The following is a 20,447-nucleotide window of genomic DNA, read 5'->3' as shown; positions in this document are numbered from 1 at the left end:
CCGACACTGTGCCAGACGCACAGTGCCGGGGGCGTTCCCGTTTCCAGCGATTTATTTTTCCCTCGGCAATGGACTGTCCATAAGGTGACACTTTCCGTTTTGCGATGCCGCGAAAATTCGATGTGTTCCATGGAGATGTTCACTGGGCAGCATACGCCGTACACGTTTCCAATAATCACTGAGCAGTGCAATGAGTATTCGCTATCGGGAAATACTTCACGGTTTTCACAACGCTTGATTCAGAAGGGATTTTTTTGCCTTATTCCCGCGTGACATCAAGGGAAACCGGATTGATGACGATGACGGTCTTGCCCTTTTTGTGGGCATATCTCACGGTATTCCCGGTACCGCTGGGACATCCATTCCATACTGCGAGAATATAATCGGCGTGATCGACCATGTACCGATTTCTCTTGTCCATGCAGTCCGACGTGTACTCCCGTTGCAGCATGGTCTCCTTGTCACACTTTGCCGCGATATTATAATACCGTTCCCGTGAAGCCACAGACCATTTGATCGCTTGTGTCTCACAAGGGATTGCACTTTCCAGAGTAATGTGAGGGTATTTTGATTTCAAATCGAGTACAATTTCCGCAGCGTACATATCGACGCCAAGAGCCATGCCGGTAATAAAATGCGTGACGCCCTCGTTCTCGATGAGTGCTACAATCTGATCCCGCATAACAGATTTCAAAGAAGTACAACGCTTATCGGATTCATCAAAGCCGAACGGAAGACTCTGCGGTCTATGACCGGTAAACGCACAAGTCTTGCCTTGAACGGATTGCTTTTCAGCTTTTTGAGCAGACTTTCTAAACTCAATAATGCGCGACATGACACCCCTTCTTTCACTCTTTTGGTAGGTAACTCCATTCTATCACCCTCATCACGGACAGTCAACGCATTGTCGTTAGTAAAATTAACGACGGCGTGCCGTGGATAATGACACCGCCGTTAGGTACACTAAATGCAAAGGTGGTGAGGCTATGCGAGAGAAGAAGGACATCAATATTGAAATCGGCGGCAATATTCAAGTGGCAAGAGAACAGGCGGGCTATACGCAGGACACGCTCTCAGAAATGCTTGGCATGACGCCGAATCACCTGAGCGCTATTGAGCGTGGTGCTTCCGGTATTTCTCTTGAAGCCTTGCAGCGTCTTTGCCGTTTGCTGGGCGTCAGTGCGGACCGAATTATCTTTGGGACCGATGAGCCAGAAGCGGAAGCCCTTGCGCTTGCCAGACGTATTTCGGATATAAAGCCGGAATACCGGCAACAGGTTCAAGAGCTGCTGTCCGCTATTTTGAATATGTCATAATATGTCATAAAAAAAGAGCCTCTGCCGACACCCAAAACGGGCATCGACAGAGGCTTTTGGTTCGTTTTCCGGGCATTCAAACAAGTGCCGAAATCGACACTTATTTCCGCGCTAAAGAAGAAACTGCGCAGGGAATACAATCACTTAGGCTGGTCAATTTGCGCCGCTCTGAGGCTTGCAATCACAGGCTTTTTCGACCCCTAACTGTCTACACCTCGATGCCTTGCGGGAGAAGTGCGGACAGGCGATGAGATCCGCACGGAAGCTCTGCTTGCAGCTATGGACGCAGCGGACGCAGAAGCGGTTATACTTCCGGCGTCCGCTGTCCCCGATGAAGAACGACCACTCCTGCCGCCATTTCTGACTTCTGCTCACAGCTCAATCTCTCCTTTGTGCTTTTTGGGAGGGCAGCATTCCTTCTGCTTTTCAGCCTTTGCAGACTTGAGCCTGTCCATGATGGAGGACTTTTCGCCCCTTTCGGGGGCTTTGACCTCTGCGGTCTTGTCTTCCTTCGGACCGTTGTTGATGATCCCGTCAATCATGCCGTAGTCATCCTCCATCGACATCTCCGCTGCCTTGAGGTAGTTTTCCTTCTCAAGTGCCGCCATCCAGCTTTCCTTGCTGATACCGAGCATTCCGCCCTTTGCCGCATGATCGGCAATCTCCTTGGCATCTACGCACAAGCCCTCGGTGTTATCGGAATAGAGACGGTAAACCTCGCAGCCCTTCTCCAAAGCCTTCTCAGCCGCCTCCTGACCGGCGGGAAGAACGCCAGCCCATGCGTAGCCGTAGTCCTTCATATCCTGAACGGAGAGCGCGGGATCGGGCATTTCCGGCACTTCTTTGACTTCAAGGTCAAGAAGGCGGAGTGTGTCATCGTCAAAGCCGTTGTAGACATCATCAAGGACGAGTTTGCCGCGCTCATCGACAATGACACAGGCAGCTTCATCGCCGTAGGTGTCATGCTCCATCAGATAAAAGCTGTGACCGCCGACTTCGTGCTGGTCAATGGTGTGCCACGTCCCGATGTGACCGGCAACCGTCAGACCGGAGGTGTCGGCATTCATCTCAAAGTCCTTCTGCTCGGTAGCTTCCTGCTTCTGCTGCTCCTTCGAGATCATGGGGATCGCAACAATCTTATCGCCCAACTTAACAAACTGCTCCGGAACTTTGAAGAGGTCGGAAAACTTCTGCATTTGCTCTACGGTCAGAGAGCCGAAGCTGTCATCCGTCAATCCAACTACCATGAATGTTCCGGCAACAACGTCGTAGATGTCACCGTCCTCATCTCGCAAAGCGCGGTTCAGGGGCAGACCTTCCAGCTTGCCTTCCTCATTACAGACTAAGGCAACCGGGTCTTCGTAGGGATAAATTGCCTCGATGTAGCCGCCGACCTCATGCTGCAAGGACTCCAGACCGGAGTCAATCTCCTTCACATAAGGCTCCTTTCCCGGCTCAACGACGAGAACGGCGATAGTGCTGTCACGCTCGGCGGCTTCCCCTGAGCCGGTAATCCGGTATTCGTCGGGAATATCGTCAAGCTCACCGTCAAACTGCCTGTCCCACCTCTCGCTTGCGACACGGACATAGCCCTCATCGGTGAAGCGTCCCTGCTCATCCATCGCAATGTCGCGCCCATAGCGTTCATAGTCGATGTAGTTTGCCAGAGGACCGAGATCCTTTTCGGAGTAGATACCGGCTTCGTGTGCGTAATAATAGCCGAGGTCGGATTCGTCGTTGATACCGGGCATGATGTCGTAGCAGTCCAGATTGAACGTCAGGTTGATGAGATCGTCGATGTCGCTGACCTCATCGCAGCCAGCCTCCATAATGGCAGCGAGCTTTTCCTGATCGCTCAGGGAAAGCTCGTCAATCAAGGCGGCAAGGTAGTTGAGCTTATCAAGGCTCTCGTACTCGCCAAGCATCTTCTGAACGCCATAGATCGGGCATTCGTAGTCGGTGATAAACCACTCTTCATAGGGCTGACCGAAATCATCCTGCTTGCCGATCCCGATGCGCTCAAAGACTTTCTGCATCTCTTCCTCGGTGGTGGGCAGCTTCACCCACTCACCGATCAGCATACCCTCGTTGTACTTGCCAAGGTTCGTGACGAAGGCTTCAAAATCACCGTCTAATACGGGCATAGGCATCCTCCTTTCAGTCATCCATCATGCCGTCCGGCATGATATACAGTTCCTCAAACTCAGCATCGGTCATGGCTTCGAGCTTCCGGACGGTCTTATACATCAGCTCTGCGATCTCACCGTCCACGTCGTTCAGAGTGACGCTCTTCATATCGTCAATCAGCCGCTTCCGGCTGGACGTGTTGAAGCAGCACATCAGGTTGATTTCTTCCACGGTAAAGTTTTTCATATCAGAGTTCCATATCCTTTCCTTTGTTTTTCTGCGGCTTCGTCGTGTGAGGTGGCTGGGCTTTCTGTGCGGATTTCAGCTTGTCGCGGATGGATTCGCGGGCAGCGGGCTTCTTCGGGATGGTGTCGTAGATGGCAGTTCCGGCATCTTCCACATAGGAGCGGACATACTGGATGCTCTCAGAAAAGCGGATGGGGCGGTTCTTGTCCTCGATGTTGGTCAGCCGGACTTCATCGGCGGCAAAATCAACCGCGTCAATTCTGCACTTGATCCCATCCACATTCAGTGTCGCACCGACAGGAATGTAATCTGCGGCTTTGAGTTCCTTGAAGGTCTCGCCGTCCTTGCTGAGAAAGACATCCACGCCAGACTTCCAGAGCTTATGAGAACCGGCTACCCATGCGCTTTCACGGAAACCAGTAACCGGCACGGAAGGCTTGCCGCGCACCTTCTTTTCAAGGAGCTTTGTGCCGAGCAAGGGGGCAGCTTTTTCCGCGTCCTTGCCGTACAGCTCAAAATAGCCGTTCTGAGCAAAGCAGACCAGCGCGTCGGGATGCGCCTTTTTGACTGCCTCGTACTTGCGGAGTTCTGCGACGGGTAGCGGCGAAAGCACCTCTGTCCTCTCTGCCTCCGGCAGTCTGTCACGGCGGCTTTTCTGCTTGGTCAACACTTCTGACAGAGCCTCCGCATCCTTTGGGAGCGTCCGGTGGGCTTGTACGCCGCCATGCTCACTAACCAAAGCCATTGCCTCATCGAAGCTGCTGCGGCAGGGGGCTTCCAGCACAAAGCCATCCGCAAAGGTCAGCCGGTCATGATCCGGCGCAACCGCGTTCTGCGCCACATTTGCCGCCTGTTCCCGGTAGTTGATCTCAAAGACATCTCCGAACACCTTGCCGCGCTTGACGGTTTTCGGGACAATGACGCGGGCAACGCACTCGTCGTAGGTCTGCTCCGCATAGAAACGGAAGGTGTTGTGATCCCGCGTTCCCTGAATAAAGACCTGATTTTCATTGAGGCAGTGTGTTCCATGCGGGCGGCAGAACCACATCAGCGTCTTGTCTTCGGGATTCTGGCTTTCGGCGGCGCGGCGGATGATGCGCTTGTCGATGTCGAAGTCTTCCTTGTAGCTGTCCACATGACTGTCCACGAGCTTCTGCAGCTCCGCAACGATGTCAATGTCTGTGTATTTCTTCATGCGTCTCCTTTCTCACAACTCCATGTCGTGCGTTTTGGATTTGACCGGAGGCTTCTTCTCCGGCTGCTGTTTTGCAGCAGTCCTGAGCTGATCACGGATGGAGGGCTTTTCCTGCTTCTGCTCCTGCCTGACATATTCCAGCGTCGGCATCAGCTCACGGTAACACCCCTGTGTTTTCCTCGCCGCATGACGGCGATGGATTTTGAACAGCGGCTCACCGTTCTGCGTGACCGTGTTACCCTCGATCCTGACGCCGTTCCGTGCCAGCAGATTGAAGGAGTGATTGGAGGCGCGATAGGACGCCCGCATTCCGTCATTGTTATAGGCAATCTGCCCCTTGAGCGTGTCCATGACTGCGGCTTTGATTTCCTTCTCTTCGGCAGTCAGGCGGTGCGCTTTCGGTGCTTGCGCGGCTTCCTCCGGCATGGAGGCAACGGGAGACTTGACCTCCACGGTTTTTACCTCAATCGAGGTAATCTCATCGTTCTCCCATGCAACGACCTCCGGGTCTCTTTCCACTGCTTTCTCAGGCATGACTTCCTTCTGCACTTCGGTCTGCTGGCGGAACGCATCGACGAAAAGTGCGGTCAGTCCGGGATTGGGTTTATCCACAAGGAAGCGGGAGGCGTTCTCCGGGCAGACATCAACGCTCTTCGCCCATTCCTTGAGGGGCTGGGGAATGCGCCCATCAAAGTCTTTCTGCTGAATGGTATTTGCGAGGACATACCGGACGCGCTCCGGAGAGAACTGCTCAAGGATGCTTTTCACGGCAGCATCCGCATCCAGCCGGTTGTCTCCGTAGTTAGAACTGATTGCCGCCTCAATCGCACGGCGACATTCCACGTTTGCAGCGAGAGAAGCACGATATGACTCCAGCTCACCAGCTTCATAGGCATAATTCGCCGTCTCGCGGTAAATGGGGACTTCCGGCTTTTCCTCCGGAACAGCTTCCTTTACGGGAGCTTCGACTTCCATCTCTGCGGACTGTGCTTTCTCTGCCAGCAGCACCTTGAGCTTGGCGTCAATGCCCTCGATCATCTCAGCCGCCGTCTTGCGGATGGTGCCCAGAGAGCTTTTCAGTTCCTTGGTTTCCTTGCCGGATGACCAACCGGCGATGTAGCCGAAGGAATAGTCCGAGGTTTCAATGCCGTAACGCTGGCAGACGGTGTAGGCAACGCTCTCCGCCTCAACCTCCTTGGTATGCCGATCCTTCTTATCTTCTGGCGCGGCTTTCTCATCCGGCTTGACGGCGTGGAGCTTTGCGTGGGCGATCTCGTGAATGGCGGTTTTGACCGTCTGGATTTCGCTCATGCCCTCCTGAATGGCAATGCGGCTTTCAACCGGCGAGAAGAATCCCTTTGCGCCGCCCGGAATGTCCTCAAAGGAAATAGGGACGGGAGATTCCTGCCTGAGCGCGTCGAAGAACGCCTCGTAGTTTTCGACGGTGCCTTTCAGCTCATCGACGATAATGTCCGGAAGCTCCTTGCCGTCCGTCTGGGAAACATCAAAGACACTTACCACCTTGAAGGCAGGACGCAGGACCTCAACCGTTTCCGTGACAGCCTTCCCATCTGCGCCGATCACCGGCTTCTGCGTCAAAGGATCAATCTTCTCACGCTCTTCCTGCGCCTTGTACGGCGCGGGTGCAAGAATCTTGATGCCCTTTTCGCCCTTCATGACCTGACGGTCAAAGTTGCGCTGCCACGAGGTATAACCGGCAACATAGGTTGCCTCCGGCTTCTGCATCGCAATGAGCAGCGTGTTGTTGAAGGAATAGTTGTAGAACTTGGACATCGTGCGGAGATATTCCTTGAACCGCTCGGATTCAAAAAGCTCCTTGATGCCCTGTTCCAGCTTGTCCGTGATTTCGCGGACTTGCTGTGCATTTTTGTTTTCAGCCATCTCAAACCTCCATTTCTTATTTGCTTTTGGGCGAAGGAAACCCCGTCTGGGATTTGCTCAGTAAACGAGCCTTTACCTCAGACGGGGTTTCTCTGCGCGTCATCCGACGATGGAAGATGTTATCCTCGTTCTCCCATTCAATCAGCCGGTCAAACATATCCGGGTGCTTTGTGACCATGTGCAGCAGCTCCGAGTCACTGGCGTTGGGACAGAACCAGCAGCCGTTTCTCCGGCAGTGAGTGTAGATTGGGGAAAGCAGCCCGTGTTCCTGACAGAGCTTGTAGGCGTCAACCTCGGTCATGCCGTACTTGGCAAGCAGACTGACCTTCTTCACGCCGTCCAGACGCGCAAGGCGTTTGGGTTCATCCTCCGCGATGCCGACATAGCTCACGGTGTCCGGAGAAAGCGCGGCATTGTACTTTCGGACGGGCGGGATTTTGCAGTCCCGATTGACCGCGCACATCCCGGCCCACGCAAAACCGCGAACCTCGCCCTTGTGCGGTCCGCGGGTGATGACATGATGGAACACCTCATCGTAGGTCTTGTCCGCATGGAGAATGGTGAACTTGATGCCCAGCTCCTTTTCGCAGAAGGGCTTGAGCCGGTCATAAATGAAGTCCCGGTGTTCCGGGACTTCGCCGCTTGTGTTTTTGTCGAACATGACCTCACTGAAAACCGCCTCGTCCAGCGGCTCATTGTGCTGTGCAGCCAGCAGGAGCGTCGCTACGCTGTCTTTGCCTCCGCTACATGAAGCAACATACTTTGGGCGGGTCATCGCTCAAACTCCATCTTGAAGCTGACGTATTTGCCGCCGCTGTCATCCAGACGAATCACCGCATCATAGAGCTGAGGCTTCTTCGGCGTGTAAAGCCCGGTCACGCGGCACCAGCCCTTGTCCAGCAGCTCCTTTGCAATCTTCTTGGTCAGCTTCTTTTTCTTGCTGGAAAAGAACTTGTTGTCTTCCCACAGGCAGAAGGAGCATTCCTTGTTCGAGCAGTAGAAATTGCCCTTGCCGACGTAGACCGGAGAGCCGCAGCGGGGACATTTGCCGATTTCCTCCTTGCCCGTGCCGAAACGCTGGGCTTCGGCATCGGAGAGAAACGGGTAGGCTTTCACGAGGTCGCCGGTCATCCGGACAATGCCGCTGAGGAAGGCGTCTGCATCCGCATTGCCGCGCTCAATCTCCATGAGCGTGTTTTCCCATTCTGCTGTCATTGCGGGAGAGGTGATCTGTTCCGGCAGAACACAGACAAGGTTGCAGCCGTCCTTCGTGGGAATGAGGGATTTGCCTTTACGCTCTGCAAAGCCGGATTTCACCAGCTTCTCAATGATACCGGCGCGGGTCGCGGGTGTTCCAAGACCTTTCTTCTCGGTGTCATCGTCGAACTGATCATTTCCGGCAGTCTCCATTGCAGACAGGAGCGTATCTTCCGTGTACTGCTTCGGAGGCGTTGTGAAGTGTTCGGTGATACTGGCAGACACACCCTCCAGAACATCGCCCTCGTGGACTTCGGGCAGGGACTTTACGGGATCGTCCTTTTCCTTCGTCTTGAGGGAAGCCTTGAACAGCTCTTCGACGGCTTTCCAGCCGTTTTGAACGACGGTCTTGCCCTTGGTTATGAACGCATAGCCCTCGCAGGAGAGCGTGATCTGCGTTTCTGCGTAGGTGTGCTTCTCTCCGGTCGCACACAGAAGGCGCATCCCGACAAGATTGAGGATTTTCTGTTCCGACTGAGGAAGCGCGAAAACATCCTGCTTTTCAAGCTGGACGGTCGGGAGAATGGCATGGTGATCTGTGACCTTGCTGTTGTCGGTTACGCGGGCAATGTCCGGAGTAACCGAAACACCGGAGAAAAGCGGAAGCTGGCGGCAGACGATAGAAATAACCTGACGGGCGGTGTCCTCCATATCGTCCGTGATGAACTGGCTGTCCGTGCGCGGATAGGTCAGGAGATTCTTTTCGTAGAGTGTTTGTACGAGATCGAGCGTCTGCTGGGCGGTGAAGCCGTAATATCGGTTTGCCTCGCGCTGCAAGGTGGTCAGATCATAGAGCCTCGGAGGATTGACGGTTTTCGTCTCCCGCTTGAGAGAAGAAACGACGGCTTGCTTTTTCTCGCAAGCCGCCGCAATTCTTTTTGCTTCCTCTTCGGTTTTAACCTTTTCCAGATCGGCGGTCAGATCGCCCTTGCCGACATGGACGTTGAAATACTTCTCCTTCTGGAACGTGGAGATTTTCCCGTCGCGCTCCACCAGCATTGCAAGGGTCGGCGTCTGGACGCGCCCAACCACCAGCTTCTTGTGATAGAGCGTGGTAAACAGGCGGGTGCCGTTGATACCGACAATCCAGTCCGCCTTCGAGCGGCTGAGTGCCGCTTCATAGAGACGGTCATATTCCTTGCCGTCCCGGAGATGGGTGAAGCCTTCGCGGATGGCGGAGTCCTCCAACGAGCTGATCCACAGACGCTTGAAGGACTTGGTGCATCCGGCTTTGTCGTAGACCAGCCGGAAGATCAGCTCACCCTCGCGTCCTGCATCGGTTGCGCAGACCAGCTCGGTGACGCGCTTGTCCTTCATGAGAGCGGACAGCACCTTGAACTGCTGTGCTTTGTCCTTCGTGACCTCGAACATCCAGCTTTCCGGAACAATGGGGAGATCGTCATACCGCCACTTGGCATACCGCTCATTGTAGGAGCTGGCGTCTGCCAGCTCCACCAGATGACCGAAGCACCACGAAACGATGTAATTGCCGCCCTCCATGTAGCCGTCCTTGCGGGACGTCGCGCCCAACACCTTTGCGATGGACTGGGCAACGCTGGGCTTTTCAGCAATGACTAAGATCAATCTTCATCACCATCCGTTTCAGCATCCTCCGCAATCTGCGGCTCTTCATCCTCGTTGATGTACGGCTCTTCCTCGTAGCCTTCATCATCGAAGAAGTCCATATCCTCATCCTTGGGCTTTCTGCCCTTGACGAACTTGATGTAGTAATACGCCGCGCCCGCAGCTCCAACAAGGACGAAGACGATAAGAACCATACCGACATTGGATTTCTTTTCGGGCTTGGGAGCAGGAACGTCGGTTTCTGCATCCTTGTCCGGCTCAGGCATAACGGGAGCTGTGCCGGTGCATTCGCTCATGTTATTCTTGCAGACCGGGCAGTCGGTGTTGACCTGACCGGCAGCACATTTTTCTTTGCAGTTACAGGTGGTCAGCGCAGCCGCAGTATCTTCATCCAGCAGCGCAAGCAGGTCGCTTTCATCGACCATGTTGAGGAAGTACGTCTGATACTGTTCCTCATCCTCGTTGATGGGCGCATCGTAGTCGATGACAATGAAGAAGGTGTTGCCGTTCTTCGTCTGAACAGTGATGAACTGCTTGTTGGTTGCCTTGTCATAGAGCAAGTCGCGGGTGTAGGCGTTGCCCTCATCGTCAATCGGCTCACCCTTCGGCTTTTCAGTGGCGGGAGTGACTGCGGGCTGCTGTTCCGGCTGGGTTGCATCCGTAACGGGAAGGTTCTGCTCGGTATCATCGGCGTAGGCAAACGCCGTGACAGAGAAGCAGGACAGAACCATGACGCAGACCGCAAGGATGGTCAGAAAACGAAACTTCTTACGCATTGTCGATTACCTCCGTATTTTCAGCGGGCTTGGTGCCGCCCTTCATGGAAGACAGGAACGCCATGATCTGATCCTTGTCCATCACCATAGAGCGCACGGTGTTGATGATTTCAAGGTTTTCCAGCTCCGTCTTCTTGTCGTACAGCTCCTTGAGCTGTCCTTCGATTTCGGACTTCTTCTTTTCAGCCTTCTCGATGTCGGAGAGGACTTTCTGATACTTGGGATTCATGCAAAACTCCTTTCTTTTAATAGGCGGGTCTTCCGAAGGCGTAGAAATGCTGCTGCCAATAGGAAGAGTTGATAGATGTGTACTGAATGGGATCGCCGCAGTGGATCATGACGCCATCACCAACGTAGATGCCGACGTGAGACACGCCGGGGGTGTCATACGTCCCGACGAAAAAGATGAGATCACCGGGCTGTGCATTCGCCTTTGAAACCGACGTACAGACGTTGTAAAGTCCCTGTGCGCCCAACCGCCCGGTATTCACAAGTCCGCTGTTTGTGAGAACGTAGCTGACGAAGCCGGAGCAGTCGAAGGATGTGTCGGGATTGGAGCCGCCCCACACATACGGATAGCCGAGATACTTTTCCGCCTCGGTGATCAGTGTCGCAAACTTCTCGTCGTTCAAGTATTCCGGGTTGACATCGTAGTCGGCGGGAGGATTGGTGATGTACTTGTCCACATAGGGAGAGTCACCGAACAGATCCTCACGGTTGCCCAGCACAGACATATACGTCGCATACATGGAGAGCTGTTCCTGCCCCATGATGTAGACCGGGACATGGGAGAGGTTGAAGTTTTCGAGCTTCACGTTGCAGATGTAGTAGTCATACGAGACGCGATAGGTTTCCGTGTGCGTGTTGCCGTCTGCATCCGTCCATGTGTCGGTCTCCGTGCGGTATCTGGTTTCGACGATGACCTCTTCGGTGAGGATGTACTGCTTCTCAAACAGCATTTGAAGCGTACCCTGCACCTCATCCAGCGTGAACTCGCCCTCATGGAGAGCCGAGAGAATGGAGATCAGCACATAGGGGTCATGCTCAATATCGTCCAGATCAAAGTGATACTTGTCATAGTCATGGGTGCTTTCGTAGTTATCCAGATAGCGTTGCAACTCTTGCTCCATCCGGCAATACTGCGCCTCCGCGCCCAGCATCGCGTCATCCTCACTGAGATAAGAGGAAGCGATAACCGACGAGCCGGTAGAGGTGAGCATCGAACACGAGCTGATTCCGGCACCGAGCAAAACGAGAAGGGCAATTCCGACGCCGATCCAGATGAAGACCTTCTTGTTCTTCTCAAAGAACTCCTTGATCTTGTCGGACGCCTTCTCACCGAGCTTCTTGCCGGTATTCTTTGTGGCAGTCCCGGCGGTCTGAGAACCGGCATTTCGAGCGGCGGCATATTCCTTCTTGATGTTCTGCTTCTGATAGTGCTTGTTCATGTTCTGCTTCTTCATCTCAGGATGCTCCTGCTGATTTTTCTCATATTGGAGCTTTGCATCAGCGACATCAGCCTTGTGTTCCAGCTTGGAGACCTTCTCATAAGGCTTGTTGACGCTGCTTTCCCGATGATGGCTGAAATGCCGAGCGGCAGTCTCAGCGGCGATCTCCGTTTTATGCGCCGCCTCAACCGCTGAGTTTTCCTGCTCGACCTCATGGATTTTGCCGTGAATGCCGGAGACGAGGGTGTCACCGACCTTGCGGACGGTTTTATCTGCTTCAAATTGCAGCTTGCCTTTGCCTTTGGGCTTTTTCAGCTCATCCTCAAAATGAAGGCGTGTTTTGCCCTTGCCGGTCTCTTCATCGAAGACGCGCTCTTTCTTGAGAACCTTGTGCGTGGGCAGCTTTTCACGGGCGGCATCCAGACGCTCATGCGCCTTCTCGGACTTCCTTTCGAGCTTCTGCACCCGCTTCGTGGGCGGGGCGGCATCGTCCGAGACCGGCTTTGCAGAGGCGGTTTCCGCCGCTTGAGTGAGAATAGCATCCGCATCCACTGCCTCCACCGCAGAGGTCTTGCGCAGCTTGTGCGTGACAACTGTTTCGGCAATCACTGTGCCGGTATGAGAAGAAACGCCGCGCTGCTCCAAAACAGGGGGCTTGAACGATGTTTCCGACGAGGGCAGCGGTTCAGGTACATTCTGGGGTGGATTTTCCGGCTTTTTCTCTTCTGTGACAGACGTTTCAGAGGACGGCTGCGTGTTGTTATCCTCAGCGTGTTCCGCCTGAAACTGACGCTGCTGACGGCGCATCTGCACCTTTTTCTGTTCCTCCGGTGAAAGTGCCTCGGAAGGCTCGGCTGTCTCAGCGGGCTTCACCAGCTCTGCATCTTCCAGCCTCTTTGACACACGCTGTTCGGTGCCAGCCGTCAGGTTTTTCTCGACCGCGCCGTCTCGTGTCATCCGCACGACTACCTTGTCGCGGGCTTTAAGTTCCGGTTCCTTCGCCATTAGATTTCACCCCCAATCCGCTTGTAGGCAAGCTCGGTGTACGCCGGATTCAGCTCGATGCCGACGAAATGACGCCCCATCTGTGAGGCAACCATGCCGGTTGTGCCGCTTCCCATGAACGGGTCAAGCACAATACCGCCTTCGGGACAACCGGCAAGCAGACAGGTCTCAACCAGCTTTGGAGGGTAGGCGGCATAGTGACCGCCCTTGAAGGGGACGGTGTTGATCTTCCAGACGTCGCGCTTGTTGCGGAGCGGATTGATGTCTGCGTCCTTGATCTCGCCATGCTCACGCGGGCGGTTGATGGACTGCGGCTGAGGCTGACCGGGAACGGTCTTGCCGTATTTGTTGCCGCCCTTCATGCCGCGCTTGAGGCGTTCTGCCGTTGCGGGAGCAATCGGCTCTGAGATCGCCTTGTAGTCAAAGAAATACTTCTTCGACTTGGAGAACAGGAAAATATGCTCGTAGCAGCGGGCGCAGCGGTCTTTGACGCTCTCCGGCATGGGGTTATCCTTCATCCAGATGATGTCGTTGCGCAGATACCATCCGGTATCGCGGAGGGCAAAAGCCAGCATCCACGGAATGCCGATCATGTCTTTCGGCTTGCAGCCCTCAACCTTGTTGTTGAGAGCCACAGCCTGACCGTTTCTGCCGTTGGGGTTCTTCGGGTCAATAAAATCTCCCTGATTGCCTTTTCCGGCGTAGGTGTCCGAGATGTTCAGCCAGAGCGTTCCATCCGGACGCAAAACGCGCCTGACTTCGGTAAACACTTCCGTCAGGCGCGAGATATATTCCTTCGGCGTTGTCTCTCTGCCGATCTGAGCCTCCATGCCGTAATCGCGGAGCGCGTAATACGGAGGGGACGTCACACAGCAATGAACGCTGTCATCGGGCAGAGTTTTCAAGATTTTAAGGCAATCGCCGGTATGAATGATGTCAAGTTGTATGGTGGTGTACCTCCTGTTCTGTTGGATTTGTGTTTCCATTGAAATGTTGGCTGTAAAACCCGACAACATTTCAATGGGCATCAGTCGGAGTAATACTCGTCCGGCTCATAGTCCTCATCTTCAATGAAGTCCTCGTCGAGATCGTCAATCTCGTCTGCCCAACGGTCGAAGATTTCCTCGGCTTCCTTCGCCGCCTCACGATAGAGGCTCAGGCGGTTCTTCTCAAAGGCAGCGAAAGCAGGAACGAACTTACCAAACTCGCGGATTGCCTTCACATCCTGCGTGCGCATATCTGCGACGCACTGAATGATTTCGGACATCGTGAGCAGATCGTCGATCATCAGCTCATACTTGTCCTTGGGGATAGAAACGGTTTCATCATCACCCGCGTCAGCGAAAGGGGTATTCTCATCGCTGTTGTTGCTTTCGGGAACATCAATCTTGAAGTAGAAACCGATCATATCCACAGATACCTTGGTCATAATCTGACGTGCCTCCTTGACCTTTTCGTCGATGTCCTCCCTCACATGGAGGTAGGCGCGATGATGCTTCTTGAGATCGCTTTCCAGTCGGATCAGATCGGTCAGCTCCCACAGAGCCTTAAACAGTGCGGAGGTGTTCTCTCCGTATTCGATAGCGTCCGCGTAGGGAATGGTAATCATCTTGTTGTTCATATTCAAAAATCCTCCTATCAGTTCTGTACGGTTTCTTCGGGTTTGGTGGTCATGATGCGGTAAAGCTGGGTGTCCTTCGGGAAATCGTCCTTGAAGGGAACGATGGTCGAGCCATAGAAGATCAGCCCCTCACCGGCGTTGGAATTGGTGATGTAGTTCTGCTGGCTGGGCGAGATGTTCAGCGCCTTCGAGAGAATCTGCCGGTCACCGGATGCCTGATTCAGAAGATAGACAAAATCCGAGTTTTCAAAGATGTTCTCTACCTCGCGGGACGCAAGCAGATCCTTGACATTCTGCGTGATTCCGGTCGGAATGCCGCCCCACTTTCTGAAACGCTTCCAGATTTCCACGCTGTACGCGGCGGTCTGTTCCTCCTTCAAGAGCAGATGGAACTCGTCCATGTAGTAGCGCGTTGCCTTGTGCTGGGCGCGGTTGATGGTAACTCTGTTCCACACCTGATCCTGCACGATGAGCATTCCGAGCTTCTTGAGCTGCTTGCCGAGTTCGCGGATGTCATAGCAGACGAAGCGATTGTTGACATCCACATTCGTTCTGTGATTGAAGACGTTCAGAGAGCCGTGAACATAGATTTCAAGGGCAGTTGCGATGCGCTGTGCCTCCGGCTCCTTCTGATTTCTCAGAATGTTGTAGAGGTCTTCAAGAATGGGCATTTTCTCCGGTTTGGGGTCTGCAAGAAACTCCTGATAGACCATGCGGACGCTGCGGTCAATGATGGTCTTCTCAACCGGCTGCAAGCCGTCCTTGCCGCCGACAATCAGCTCACACATGGAGAGAATGAAGTCGGATTTCAGCGTCAGCGGGTTTTCCTCTTCGGAGTAGTTCGTGTTGATGTCCAGCGGATTGATATAATCCGTGCTGACCGGAGAGATGCGGATGACCTGACCGCCGAGCTTCTGCACGAGGGGGAAATACTCGGCTTCGGGGTCGCAGACGATGATGTCATCCTCTGTGATGAGGAAGGCGTTCGTCATTTCGCGCTTTGCGGAGAAGGACTTACCAGAACCGGGCGTACCCAAGATCAGCCCGTTGGGGTTTTTGAGCTGCTTGCGGTCAACCATGATCATGTTGTTGGACAGCGCGTTCAGCCCGTAGTAGAGAGCTTCGCCGCCCTGAAAAAGCTCCTGCGTGGTGAACGGCACAAAAACCGCTGTGCTGGAAGTGGTCAGTCCTCGTTCGATTTCCACCTGATTGACGCCGATGGGCAGAGAGGACATCAGCCCTTCTTCCTGCTGGAAGTCAAGACGCTTGAGCGCACAGTTATACTTTTGGGCAATGGCGGCGGTCTGGAACACCGCGTTTTCGAGCTTCTGGCGGTTGGTTGCTGTGTTCATGATGAGGATGGTCACGAGGAACAGTCTCTCATTGCGGGTCTGGAGATCCTGCAACAGACGCTTCGCCTCACCGCCGAAGGTGGCGAGGTCGGACGGGATGATGTCCATGTCGTAGCCGGAGCGGACGGCTTTTTTCTGCTCTTCGATCTTCATCTTGTCGAGGTCGGTGATCTTCATCTTGATGCTCTTGATTGCCTTCGCCTGGTCAATCGTCCGGATATGAAAATTGACCGTGATGTTGCTGTCCATCTCAAGGAAGTCGGCAAGCATACGGTCATTGAGTTCCGGCGCGAGGATTTGCAGGAAGCTCACTGCGCCGATGGTTCTGCCCATCTTGAAGCACTTGCCTTCACGGAAGTCAAAGGAAGTGGGCGCGATGAAGTCCTTCGTGCTGAGTCCTGTCCGGGCTACCATGTCAAAGGAAAAGCGGAACGGCTCATTGGTGTCCATGTTGAACACATCATGAAGCACTTTCAGCCGCTCATAGCCGGACAGCGGCTCGGTTCTCACACCGAGGGTTTTGAAGTTATTGAGAATATCGGTTTCGATGCGTTCGAGCTTCGGCTTTGCCGTGCGGAGGGAGTCTGCCTCAATGCCGAAGGTGATGTACTTCCTCTTGACCAGTCCGTTGTTGCCCTTGGTGAGCTGACTTTGCAGCATACCGGAATACTCGGAGCGGATGTCGTTGAAGGCGTCCTCCTGTGCCGGAATGTTGATGCGCTTGCGGAACTCATTGAGGCTTGCCTTCTGATTGATGAAGGAGAGCTGGACGAAAATCGAGCTATCGAAGTAGTTCAGAAAGTCGCACCAGTTCTCAAAGATGGCAGTTTTGTCCTCGTTCTGCGCAAGCTGGTAGTTGATGTCCTCAAAGGCGATGGACTTCGTGTAGAGGCGGCTGTTCACCTTGCAGATACCGTCGCGGCACATCTCCACATAGGGAATGGTCTGCTGGGCGGACTTGCGGACTTTCTTTGCCTTCCTGTCCTTTTTCTTCTGCATGACGATCCGCTTCTTTTCCTGAGCGGAAAGGGCATCGCCGTAAACGACGCCGTTTTTGACGGTCATCTTAGGCTTTGCCTTTGCTGTGCTGTTGTTCAAGCTGCAATTCCTCCTGTTCTTTGATTTTCTGCTGAATTTCAGCATAGAGATTGTTTGTGCGATAGGGACGCACCTTGTCCCGGATAAACATGGACTGTACGATGTGGTACAGATACTTTTCGGCGGGCTGTCCGTCCTTCTCGTAAAGCGCGAAGAAGATGAACGGGAGCATGATCACCACCATCAGCATTGCCGCCGTAGACAAGTCGAGATGCGCCTTCGCCAGAAAGAAGATCGGGACACCGACTGCCGCAGCGATGGAAAAACAAATGAGCTGCCGCTTGGTCAGGTTGAACATGACCTTCGTTTTGACGCGGTTAAGATCCTTCGGGACCGGAACAAATGCCATTGACTGTTTCCTCCTTTCTAAGCTGCTTCTCGTAGCGCAGCTTCATTTGTGCGGGATATTGATCCTCCTTCGGCTGACGCTTGCCTGTCCAGCGAAGCCCACCCGCTTTGCCTTGACAGATCCAGCCGGAAGCCCGAAGGCTTGCACCGTTTTCACTTTCCAGTGTGTAGGTGATGATGCGCTTATAGCCCATAGCCGCCGCAGCTCTTGCCGCCGCGCCGTAGAGAAAGCTGCAAGCGTTCTTTGCCCCGTTGGTGCATAGCCTTGTGACCTCCAATGTGAAGCCGTCATCCAGATACCGGCTGACAGGACGCCCGGCGATGATTACACCGACAAGCTCACCGTCTGCTTCACAGCCGATGGAAAACTTGTGACCGGCAACCGGCTTGTGATGTCGGTGATGCTTCCGGACGTACTCGTTGGCGTCTCGAAGAGAGATGGGTTTTAGCCGCAGCATGGTGTTTCCTCCATTGGAAGATGTGCCGTGCATTCGACCTCGTTGCCCCAAACGTCCCAGCCTTCGGGGGACTGACGGGCAAATAGCTCTACGCGGGGAAGGTCTCCCATGAGCCGAACAATGCGCTCCCGCGCCTCATCCGGCTTTTTGGAATGCTCTTCGATGTGGCTGAGGATGACCTGACGCACACCGGCGTCAACACGCTTCGGATGCCCCTTTGTGGCAAGGATGCAGATTTCGGCGTTTGCCCTCGTCCAGTACCCCATGCCGGTGAAGAGGTCATCGTTCCTGCGGTTTTGCTTCACCCATACAAAAGCCACGGTCTTATAAGAAAAGCCCCATGCCGCCAGCACTTCGAGTGCTTCACAGAGGCACGGGAACGTGATCCAGAGAAACAGGGCGCAGTCCTTCGCGGCAAGCTCACCGACTGGAAGTGCCTTGATGTCCTCAATGCACATCGTCGGGTAGTGGCTTTCTGCCGACCGCCCCTGTCCCTTCTTGGAGTAAGTCCGATACGCCCAAGGGGGATCGGCGTAGATGATGCTGTACTTCTTCATGCTGCCGACCTCCTTAGTGCGCATGGAAGATGGATTTTGCGAGGCTTCCGGTCTTGAACAGCGAGAAGCACAGAATGACCGTGTACGCTGCCACAGAGAACAGAGCCGAATGAATGTTGTCTGCGATGATCATGCCGTTGATCAGCACCGCATAGATGCCGACGCAGACCATGATGAGAAAGCCCTGAAATGCCAGAGCGAACAAGCCTTTCAGATAGTTCGTGCCGATGCTGCCCCATTCGCGGTTGCTCATGGTTGCGATGGGAATAGGCGCAATGCTCACGGTGCAGTAAATCTCAATCATGCGCCCGTAGAGAATAACCGTAATGAGGATCGCCATGATTTTGAGGCACAGGCTGATCAGAAGCGTTTCTATCGACAGTCCGAGCAATTCTCCGACACCCATGTTCTCCATGCCGGTACGCATCTGCGCAATCGTCGCGTCAATGTCAATGCTGGTGTTGCCGTGGATTACTCCTGCTGCACCGGAAACCACGTTCTGCCCGATGTCGAATACTGCCATCACGATGTCAAACGTGTGTGTCACGAGATAGATCGCCACAGCCGCCTTGAAAAACCACTTGAAGAACATCCATGTGTCCATGTCGTGAAGGTTGTTTTTCTCGGTGATCATGGAAATCAGCTCGTAGCACAAAACGAAGGTGATGATGATACCAGCGATGGGGACTATCACGTTTTCGGATAGTCCCCGGATCATCTGGTACACGCCGCCGTTCCAGCCGGACGGTGTTTGCCCAACTTCGGCGGCAATCGTTCCTACCTTCTCGTTGACATCGGTGAACATATTGGTCAGGTTGCTCTCGATCCATCCGATCAGCATATCCTTGAGAGCTTGTTCGATCTTTTCTAAAATGCTGCCCAATATTTCACCACCCTTCGGTTAAGCTGGGCTTGCCGTGGATTAGCCGAACAAACCGGAGAGCAAGGGGATGAGGGTCGTGCCGATCAGCACCACACCGCCGCCAGCCATGAGCTGCTTGATGCCCTGAGACTTGGCGCCGGGGTTGTCGTTGCCGTAGCCTTCCATGAGGTTGACAACACCCCACACTGCGAGACCTGCGCCGAGGGCGATAACGAGCGTCTGAAGAACCGTGACAGCCTGATTGATGAAAGCCATAGATTTTCCTCCTTGATTTGAAAAAGATTGGTTGTGTATTTTTGAAAATGGGCATAAAAAAAGAAGCCCCGTCGCTGTTCTGCTTTGGGAGCCATCAGGCTTTACCCACTGCGCAGTGCAGCGACGGGGCTTTAATCCGCTTCGACCTCGCCCATATCATAGAGGTCGAATGTGTCATCGGGCTTGACTACCAGCTTGTGCTGCCGGTACTTCTCGATGTCAAAGGCGTTCCGCTTGTCATAGTCGGAGAGCTGCCGGTATTTTGGATGCTTCGTAATGTCGTATTTGTTACTGAGAAAAGGTCTCACGCCTCGAAGCTGCAAAATACACTTAGCTCCGTCCATGACGGCGATCTCGTCCTGAGACATCAATTCCTTGCCGGTCTTCTGATAGTTCAAGCCATAAGAGTTGTTGTTGGAACGGGTTTCTGAGGTGTTGTAAAGGTCGATTGTCTCCTTACCCAACACCTCGCTGATTTCTTTGAGGGTCGATTTTTCCTTGCCGCCGAGGAAAAGGGTGCAGTCACAGTTGCCTGTGATGGTGTCAGCCGCATCCTTGTAGATGGTCTTGAGCTGAGACTGGGACTGCAAGATGATTGACGCCGAGATTTCCCGGCTGCGGATGGTTGCGATGAGCTTATCAAACTTCGGGATTTGACCGATGTTCGCAAACTCATCCAGCAGACAGCGAACATGGACGGGAAGCCGTCCGTTGTAAACATCATCTGCTTTGTCGCAGAGAAGGTTGAAGAGCTGGGAATACATGATCGCCACGACGAAATTGAAGGTGTCATCTGTATCGGAAATGATGACGAACAGCGCAGTTTTCCGGTCTCCGATGGTATCCAGCTCCATCTCATCGTAGCTCATCAGCTCCCGCAGCTCTGCGATGTCGAAGGGCGCAAGCCTTGCACCGCAGGAAATCAAAATCGACTTGGCGGTTTTGCCAGAGACGAAAAGTCAAGGACTTTTTCATCAAATTCAAAAAGAAGTTACATTTTGCGGACTTCCTCACGGAGC

General features: G+C 53.8%; 20 protein-coding genes and 1 pseudogene. 1 reads left to right on the top strand and 20 read right to left on the bottom strand.

Annotation, left to right across the window (positions count from 1 at the left end; translation table 11 throughout):
- Positions 1 to 259 precede the first annotated feature (259 nt).
- A complete protein-coding gene (locus tag LKD37_RS13620) occupies positions 260 to 835 on the bottom strand; it encodes an SLOG family protein (protein ID WP_147561347.1) in 576 nt (191 codons plus the stop codon).
- 151 nt (positions 836 to 986) lie between these two features.
- Between LKD37_RS13620 and LKD37_RS13615 the strand changes: the two genes are divergently transcribed.
- A complete protein-coding gene (locus LKD37_RS13615; RefSeq protein WP_006573527.1) occupies positions 987 to 1,316 on the top strand; it encodes a helix-turn-helix domain-containing protein in 330 nt (109 codons plus the stop codon).
- Between the two features lie 153 nt (positions 1,317 to 1,469).
- Here LKD37_RS13615 and LKD37_RS13610 read toward each other — a convergent pair whose 3' ends face one another.
- The 19 genes and pseudogenes from LKD37_RS13610 to LKD37_RS13520 all read right to left on the bottom strand — a co-directional run.
- Positions 1,470 to 1,691, bottom strand: a complete 222-nt coding sequence (locus LKD37_RS13610) for a hypothetical protein (protein ID WP_006573528.1) — start codon at positions 1,689 to 1,691, stop codon at positions 1,470 to 1,472.
- Positions 1,688 to 3,460, bottom strand: coding sequence for an antirestriction protein ArdA (locus LKD37_RS13605; protein ID WP_302929686.1), 1,773 nt, complete (start codon positions 3,458 to 3,460; stop codon positions 1,688 to 1,690). The genes LKD37_RS13610 and LKD37_RS13605 overlap by 4 nt, the downstream gene beginning before the upstream one ends.
- Positions 3,461 to 3,473: 13 nt before the next feature.
- Positions 3,474 to 3,689, bottom strand: a complete 216-nt coding sequence (locus LKD37_RS13600; RefSeq protein WP_302929685.1) for a transposon-transfer assisting family protein — start codon at positions 3,687 to 3,689, stop codon at positions 3,474 to 3,476.
- Position 3,690: 1 nt separating this feature from the next.
- Positions 3,691 to 4,884, bottom strand: a complete 1,194-nt coding sequence (locus tag LKD37_RS13595) for a MutS N-terminal domain-containing protein (RefSeq protein WP_302929684.1) — start codon at positions 4,882 to 4,884, stop codon at positions 3,691 to 3,693.
- A gap of 12 nt (positions 4,885 to 4,896) precedes the next feature.
- On the bottom strand, positions 4,897 to 6,786 hold the full coding sequence (locus tag LKD37_RS13590) for a DUF3849 domain-containing protein (protein WP_302929683.1): 1,890 nt from the start codon (positions 6,784 to 6,786) through the stop codon (positions 4,897 to 4,899).
- Between the two features lie 16 nt (positions 6,787 to 6,802).
- Positions 6,803 to 7,561: a phosphoadenosine phosphosulfate reductase gene (locus LKD37_RS13585; RefSeq protein WP_302929682.1), complete on the bottom strand. Its 759-nt coding sequence runs from the start codon at positions 7,559 to 7,561 to the stop codon at positions 6,803 to 6,805.
- Positions 7,558 to 9,627, bottom strand: coding sequence for a DNA topoisomerase 3 (locus LKD37_RS13580; protein ID WP_302929681.1), 2,070 nt, complete (start codon positions 9,625 to 9,627; stop codon positions 7,558 to 7,560). The genes LKD37_RS13585 and LKD37_RS13580 overlap by 4 nt, the downstream gene beginning before the upstream one ends.
- Positions 9,624 to 10,403 (bottom strand): DUF4366 domain-containing protein, encoded by a 780-nt coding sequence (locus LKD37_RS13575; protein ID WP_302929680.1) that lies wholly within the window; start codon positions 10,401 to 10,403, stop codon positions 9,624 to 9,626. Before LKD37_RS13575 ends, LKD37_RS13580 begins: the two co-directional genes overlap by 4 nt.
- Entirely contained in the window at positions 10,396 to 10,632 is a 237-nt protein-coding gene (locus LKD37_RS13570) for a DUF4315 family protein (RefSeq protein ID WP_006573549.1), read from the bottom strand. Before LKD37_RS13570 ends, LKD37_RS13575 begins: the two co-directional genes overlap by 8 nt.
- A 16-nt stretch (positions 10,633 to 10,648) precedes the next feature.
- Positions 10,649 to 12,856: a C40 family peptidase gene (locus LKD37_RS13565; protein ID WP_302929679.1), complete on the bottom strand. Its 2,208-nt coding sequence runs from the start codon at positions 12,854 to 12,856 to the stop codon at positions 10,649 to 10,651.
- Positions 12,856 to 13,842: a DNA-methyltransferase gene (locus tag LKD37_RS13560; RefSeq protein WP_302929688.1), complete on the bottom strand. Its 987-nt coding sequence runs from the start codon at positions 13,840 to 13,842 to the stop codon at positions 12,856 to 12,858. The genes LKD37_RS13565 and LKD37_RS13560 overlap by 1 nt, the downstream gene beginning before the upstream one ends.
- A 41-nt stretch (positions 13,843 to 13,883) precedes the next feature.
- Complete coding sequence (locus LKD37_RS13555) at positions 13,884 to 14,477, bottom strand: nitrogen fixation protein (RefSeq protein WP_302929678.1); 594 nt, start codon at positions 14,475 to 14,477, stop codon at positions 13,884 to 13,886.
- Between the two features lie 17 nt (positions 14,478 to 14,494).
- Entirely contained in the window at positions 14,495 to 16,894 is a 2,400-nt protein-coding gene (locus LKD37_RS13550) for a VirB4-like conjugal transfer ATPase, CD1110 family (protein WP_302929687.1), read from the bottom strand.
- Position 16,895: 1 nt separating this feature from the next.
- On the bottom strand, positions 16,896 to 17,276 hold the full coding sequence (locus tag LKD37_RS13545; RefSeq protein ID WP_005934790.1) for a PrgI family protein: 381 nt from the start codon (positions 17,274 to 17,276) through the stop codon (positions 16,896 to 16,898).
- Positions 17,245 to 17,733, bottom strand: coding sequence for an XF1762 family protein (locus tag LKD37_RS13540; RefSeq protein ID WP_055191581.1), 489 nt, complete (start codon positions 17,731 to 17,733; stop codon positions 17,245 to 17,247). The genes LKD37_RS13545 and LKD37_RS13540 overlap by 32 nt, the downstream gene beginning before the upstream one ends.
- The gene (locus LKD37_RS13535; RefSeq protein ID WP_081027729.1) at positions 17,721 to 18,314 is read right to left on the bottom strand and encodes an MT-A70 family methyltransferase; all 594 of its coding nucleotides are present in this window, start codon (positions 18,312 to 18,314) and stop codon (positions 17,721 to 17,723) included. The genes LKD37_RS13540 and LKD37_RS13535 overlap by 13 nt, the downstream gene beginning before the upstream one ends.
- Positions 18,304 to 19,173, bottom strand: a complete 870-nt coding sequence (locus LKD37_RS13530; protein ID WP_005934793.1) for a VirB6/TrbL-like conjugal transfer protein, CD1112 family — start codon at positions 19,171 to 19,173, stop codon at positions 18,304 to 18,306. Before LKD37_RS13530 ends, LKD37_RS13535 begins: the two co-directional genes overlap by 11 nt.
- Positions 19,174 to 19,212: 39 nt before the next feature.
- The gene (locus LKD37_RS13525) at positions 19,213 to 19,428 is read right to left on the bottom strand and encodes a Maff2 family mobile element protein (RefSeq protein ID WP_005934794.1); all 216 of its coding nucleotides are present in this window, start codon (positions 19,426 to 19,428) and stop codon (positions 19,213 to 19,215) included.
- Between the two features lie 131 nt (positions 19,429 to 19,559).
- Positions 19,560 to 20,378 (bottom strand): annotated as a pseudogene (locus LKD37_RS13520) (VirD4-like conjugal transfer protein, CD1115 family); the annotation flags it as partial.
- Between the last annotated feature and the right edge of the window lie 69 nt (positions 20,379 to 20,447).

The organism is Brotocaccenecus cirricatena, assembly GCF_020687045.1.
Lineage (GTDB): Bacteria > Bacillota > Clostridia > Oscillospirales > Oscillospiraceae > Vescimonas > Vescimonas cirricatena.
Note: the sequence above shows the minus strand (reverse complement) of the source record. Positions and strands in the feature narration are given on the sequence as shown.

Bases quoted from the DNA above. Each gene is read 5' to 3' on its own strand.
- LKD37_RS13605 (WP_302929686.1), bottom strand. From the start codon at position 3,460: ATGCCCGTATTAGACGGTGATTTTGAAGCCTTCGTCACGAACCTTGGC.
- LKD37_RS13570 (WP_006573549.1), bottom strand. From the start codon at position 10,632: ATGAATCCCAAGTATCAGAAAGTCCTCTCCGACATCGAGAAGGCTGAA.
- LKD37_RS13620 (WP_147561347.1), bottom strand. From the start codon at position 835: ATGTCGCGCATTATTGAGTTTAGAAAGTCTGCTCAAAAAGCTGAAAAG.
- LKD37_RS13615 (WP_006573527.1), top strand. From the start codon at position 987: ATGCGAGAGAAGAAGGACATCAATATTGAAATCGGCGGCAATATTCAA.
- LKD37_RS13600 (WP_302929685.1), bottom strand. From the start codon at position 3,689: ATGAAAAACTTTACCGTGGAAGAAATCAACCTGATGTGCTGCTTCAAC.
- LKD37_RS13555 (WP_302929678.1), bottom strand. From the start codon at position 14,477: ATGAACAACAAGATGATTACCATTCCCTACGCGGACGCTATCGAATAC.
- LKD37_RS13550 (WP_302929687.1), bottom strand. From the start codon at position 16,894: ATGACCGTCAAAAACGGCGTCGTTTACGGCGATGCCCTTTCCGCTCAG.
- LKD37_RS13540 (WP_055191581.1), bottom strand. From the start codon at position 17,733: ATGCTGCGGCTAAAACCCATCTCTCTTCGAGACGCCAACGAGTACGTC.
- LKD37_RS13585 (WP_302929682.1), bottom strand. From the start codon at position 7,561: ATGACCCGCCCAAAGTATGTTGCTTCATGTAGCGGAGGCAAAGACAGC.
- LKD37_RS13575 (WP_302929680.1), bottom strand. From the start codon at position 10,403: ATGCGTAAGAAGTTTCGTTTTCTGACCATCCTTGCGGTCTGCGTCATG.
- LKD37_RS13590 (WP_302929683.1), bottom strand. From the start codon at position 6,786: ATGGCTGAAAACAAAAATGCACAGCAAGTCCGCGAAATCACGGACAAG.
- LKD37_RS13560 (WP_302929688.1), bottom strand. From the start codon at position 13,842: ATGGAAACACAAATCCAACAGAACAGGAGGTACACCACCATACAACTT.
- LKD37_RS13595 (WP_302929684.1), bottom strand. From the start codon at position 4,884: ATGAAGAAATACACAGACATTGACATCGTTGCGGAGCTGCAGAAGCTC.
- LKD37_RS13525 (WP_005934794.1), bottom strand. From the start codon at position 19,428: ATGGCTTTCATCAATCAGGCTGTCACGGTTCTTCAGACGCTCGTTATC.
- LKD37_RS13545 (WP_005934790.1), bottom strand. From the start codon at position 17,276: ATGGCATTTGTTCCGGTCCCGAAGGATCTTAACCGCGTCAAAACGAAG.
- LKD37_RS13565 (WP_302929679.1), bottom strand. From the start codon at position 12,856: ATGGCGAAGGAACCGGAACTTAAAGCCCGCGACAAGGTAGTCGTGCGG.
- LKD37_RS13535 (WP_081027729.1), bottom strand. From the start codon at position 18,314: ATGCGCACTAAGGAGGTCGGCAGCATGAAGAAGTACAGCATCATCTAC.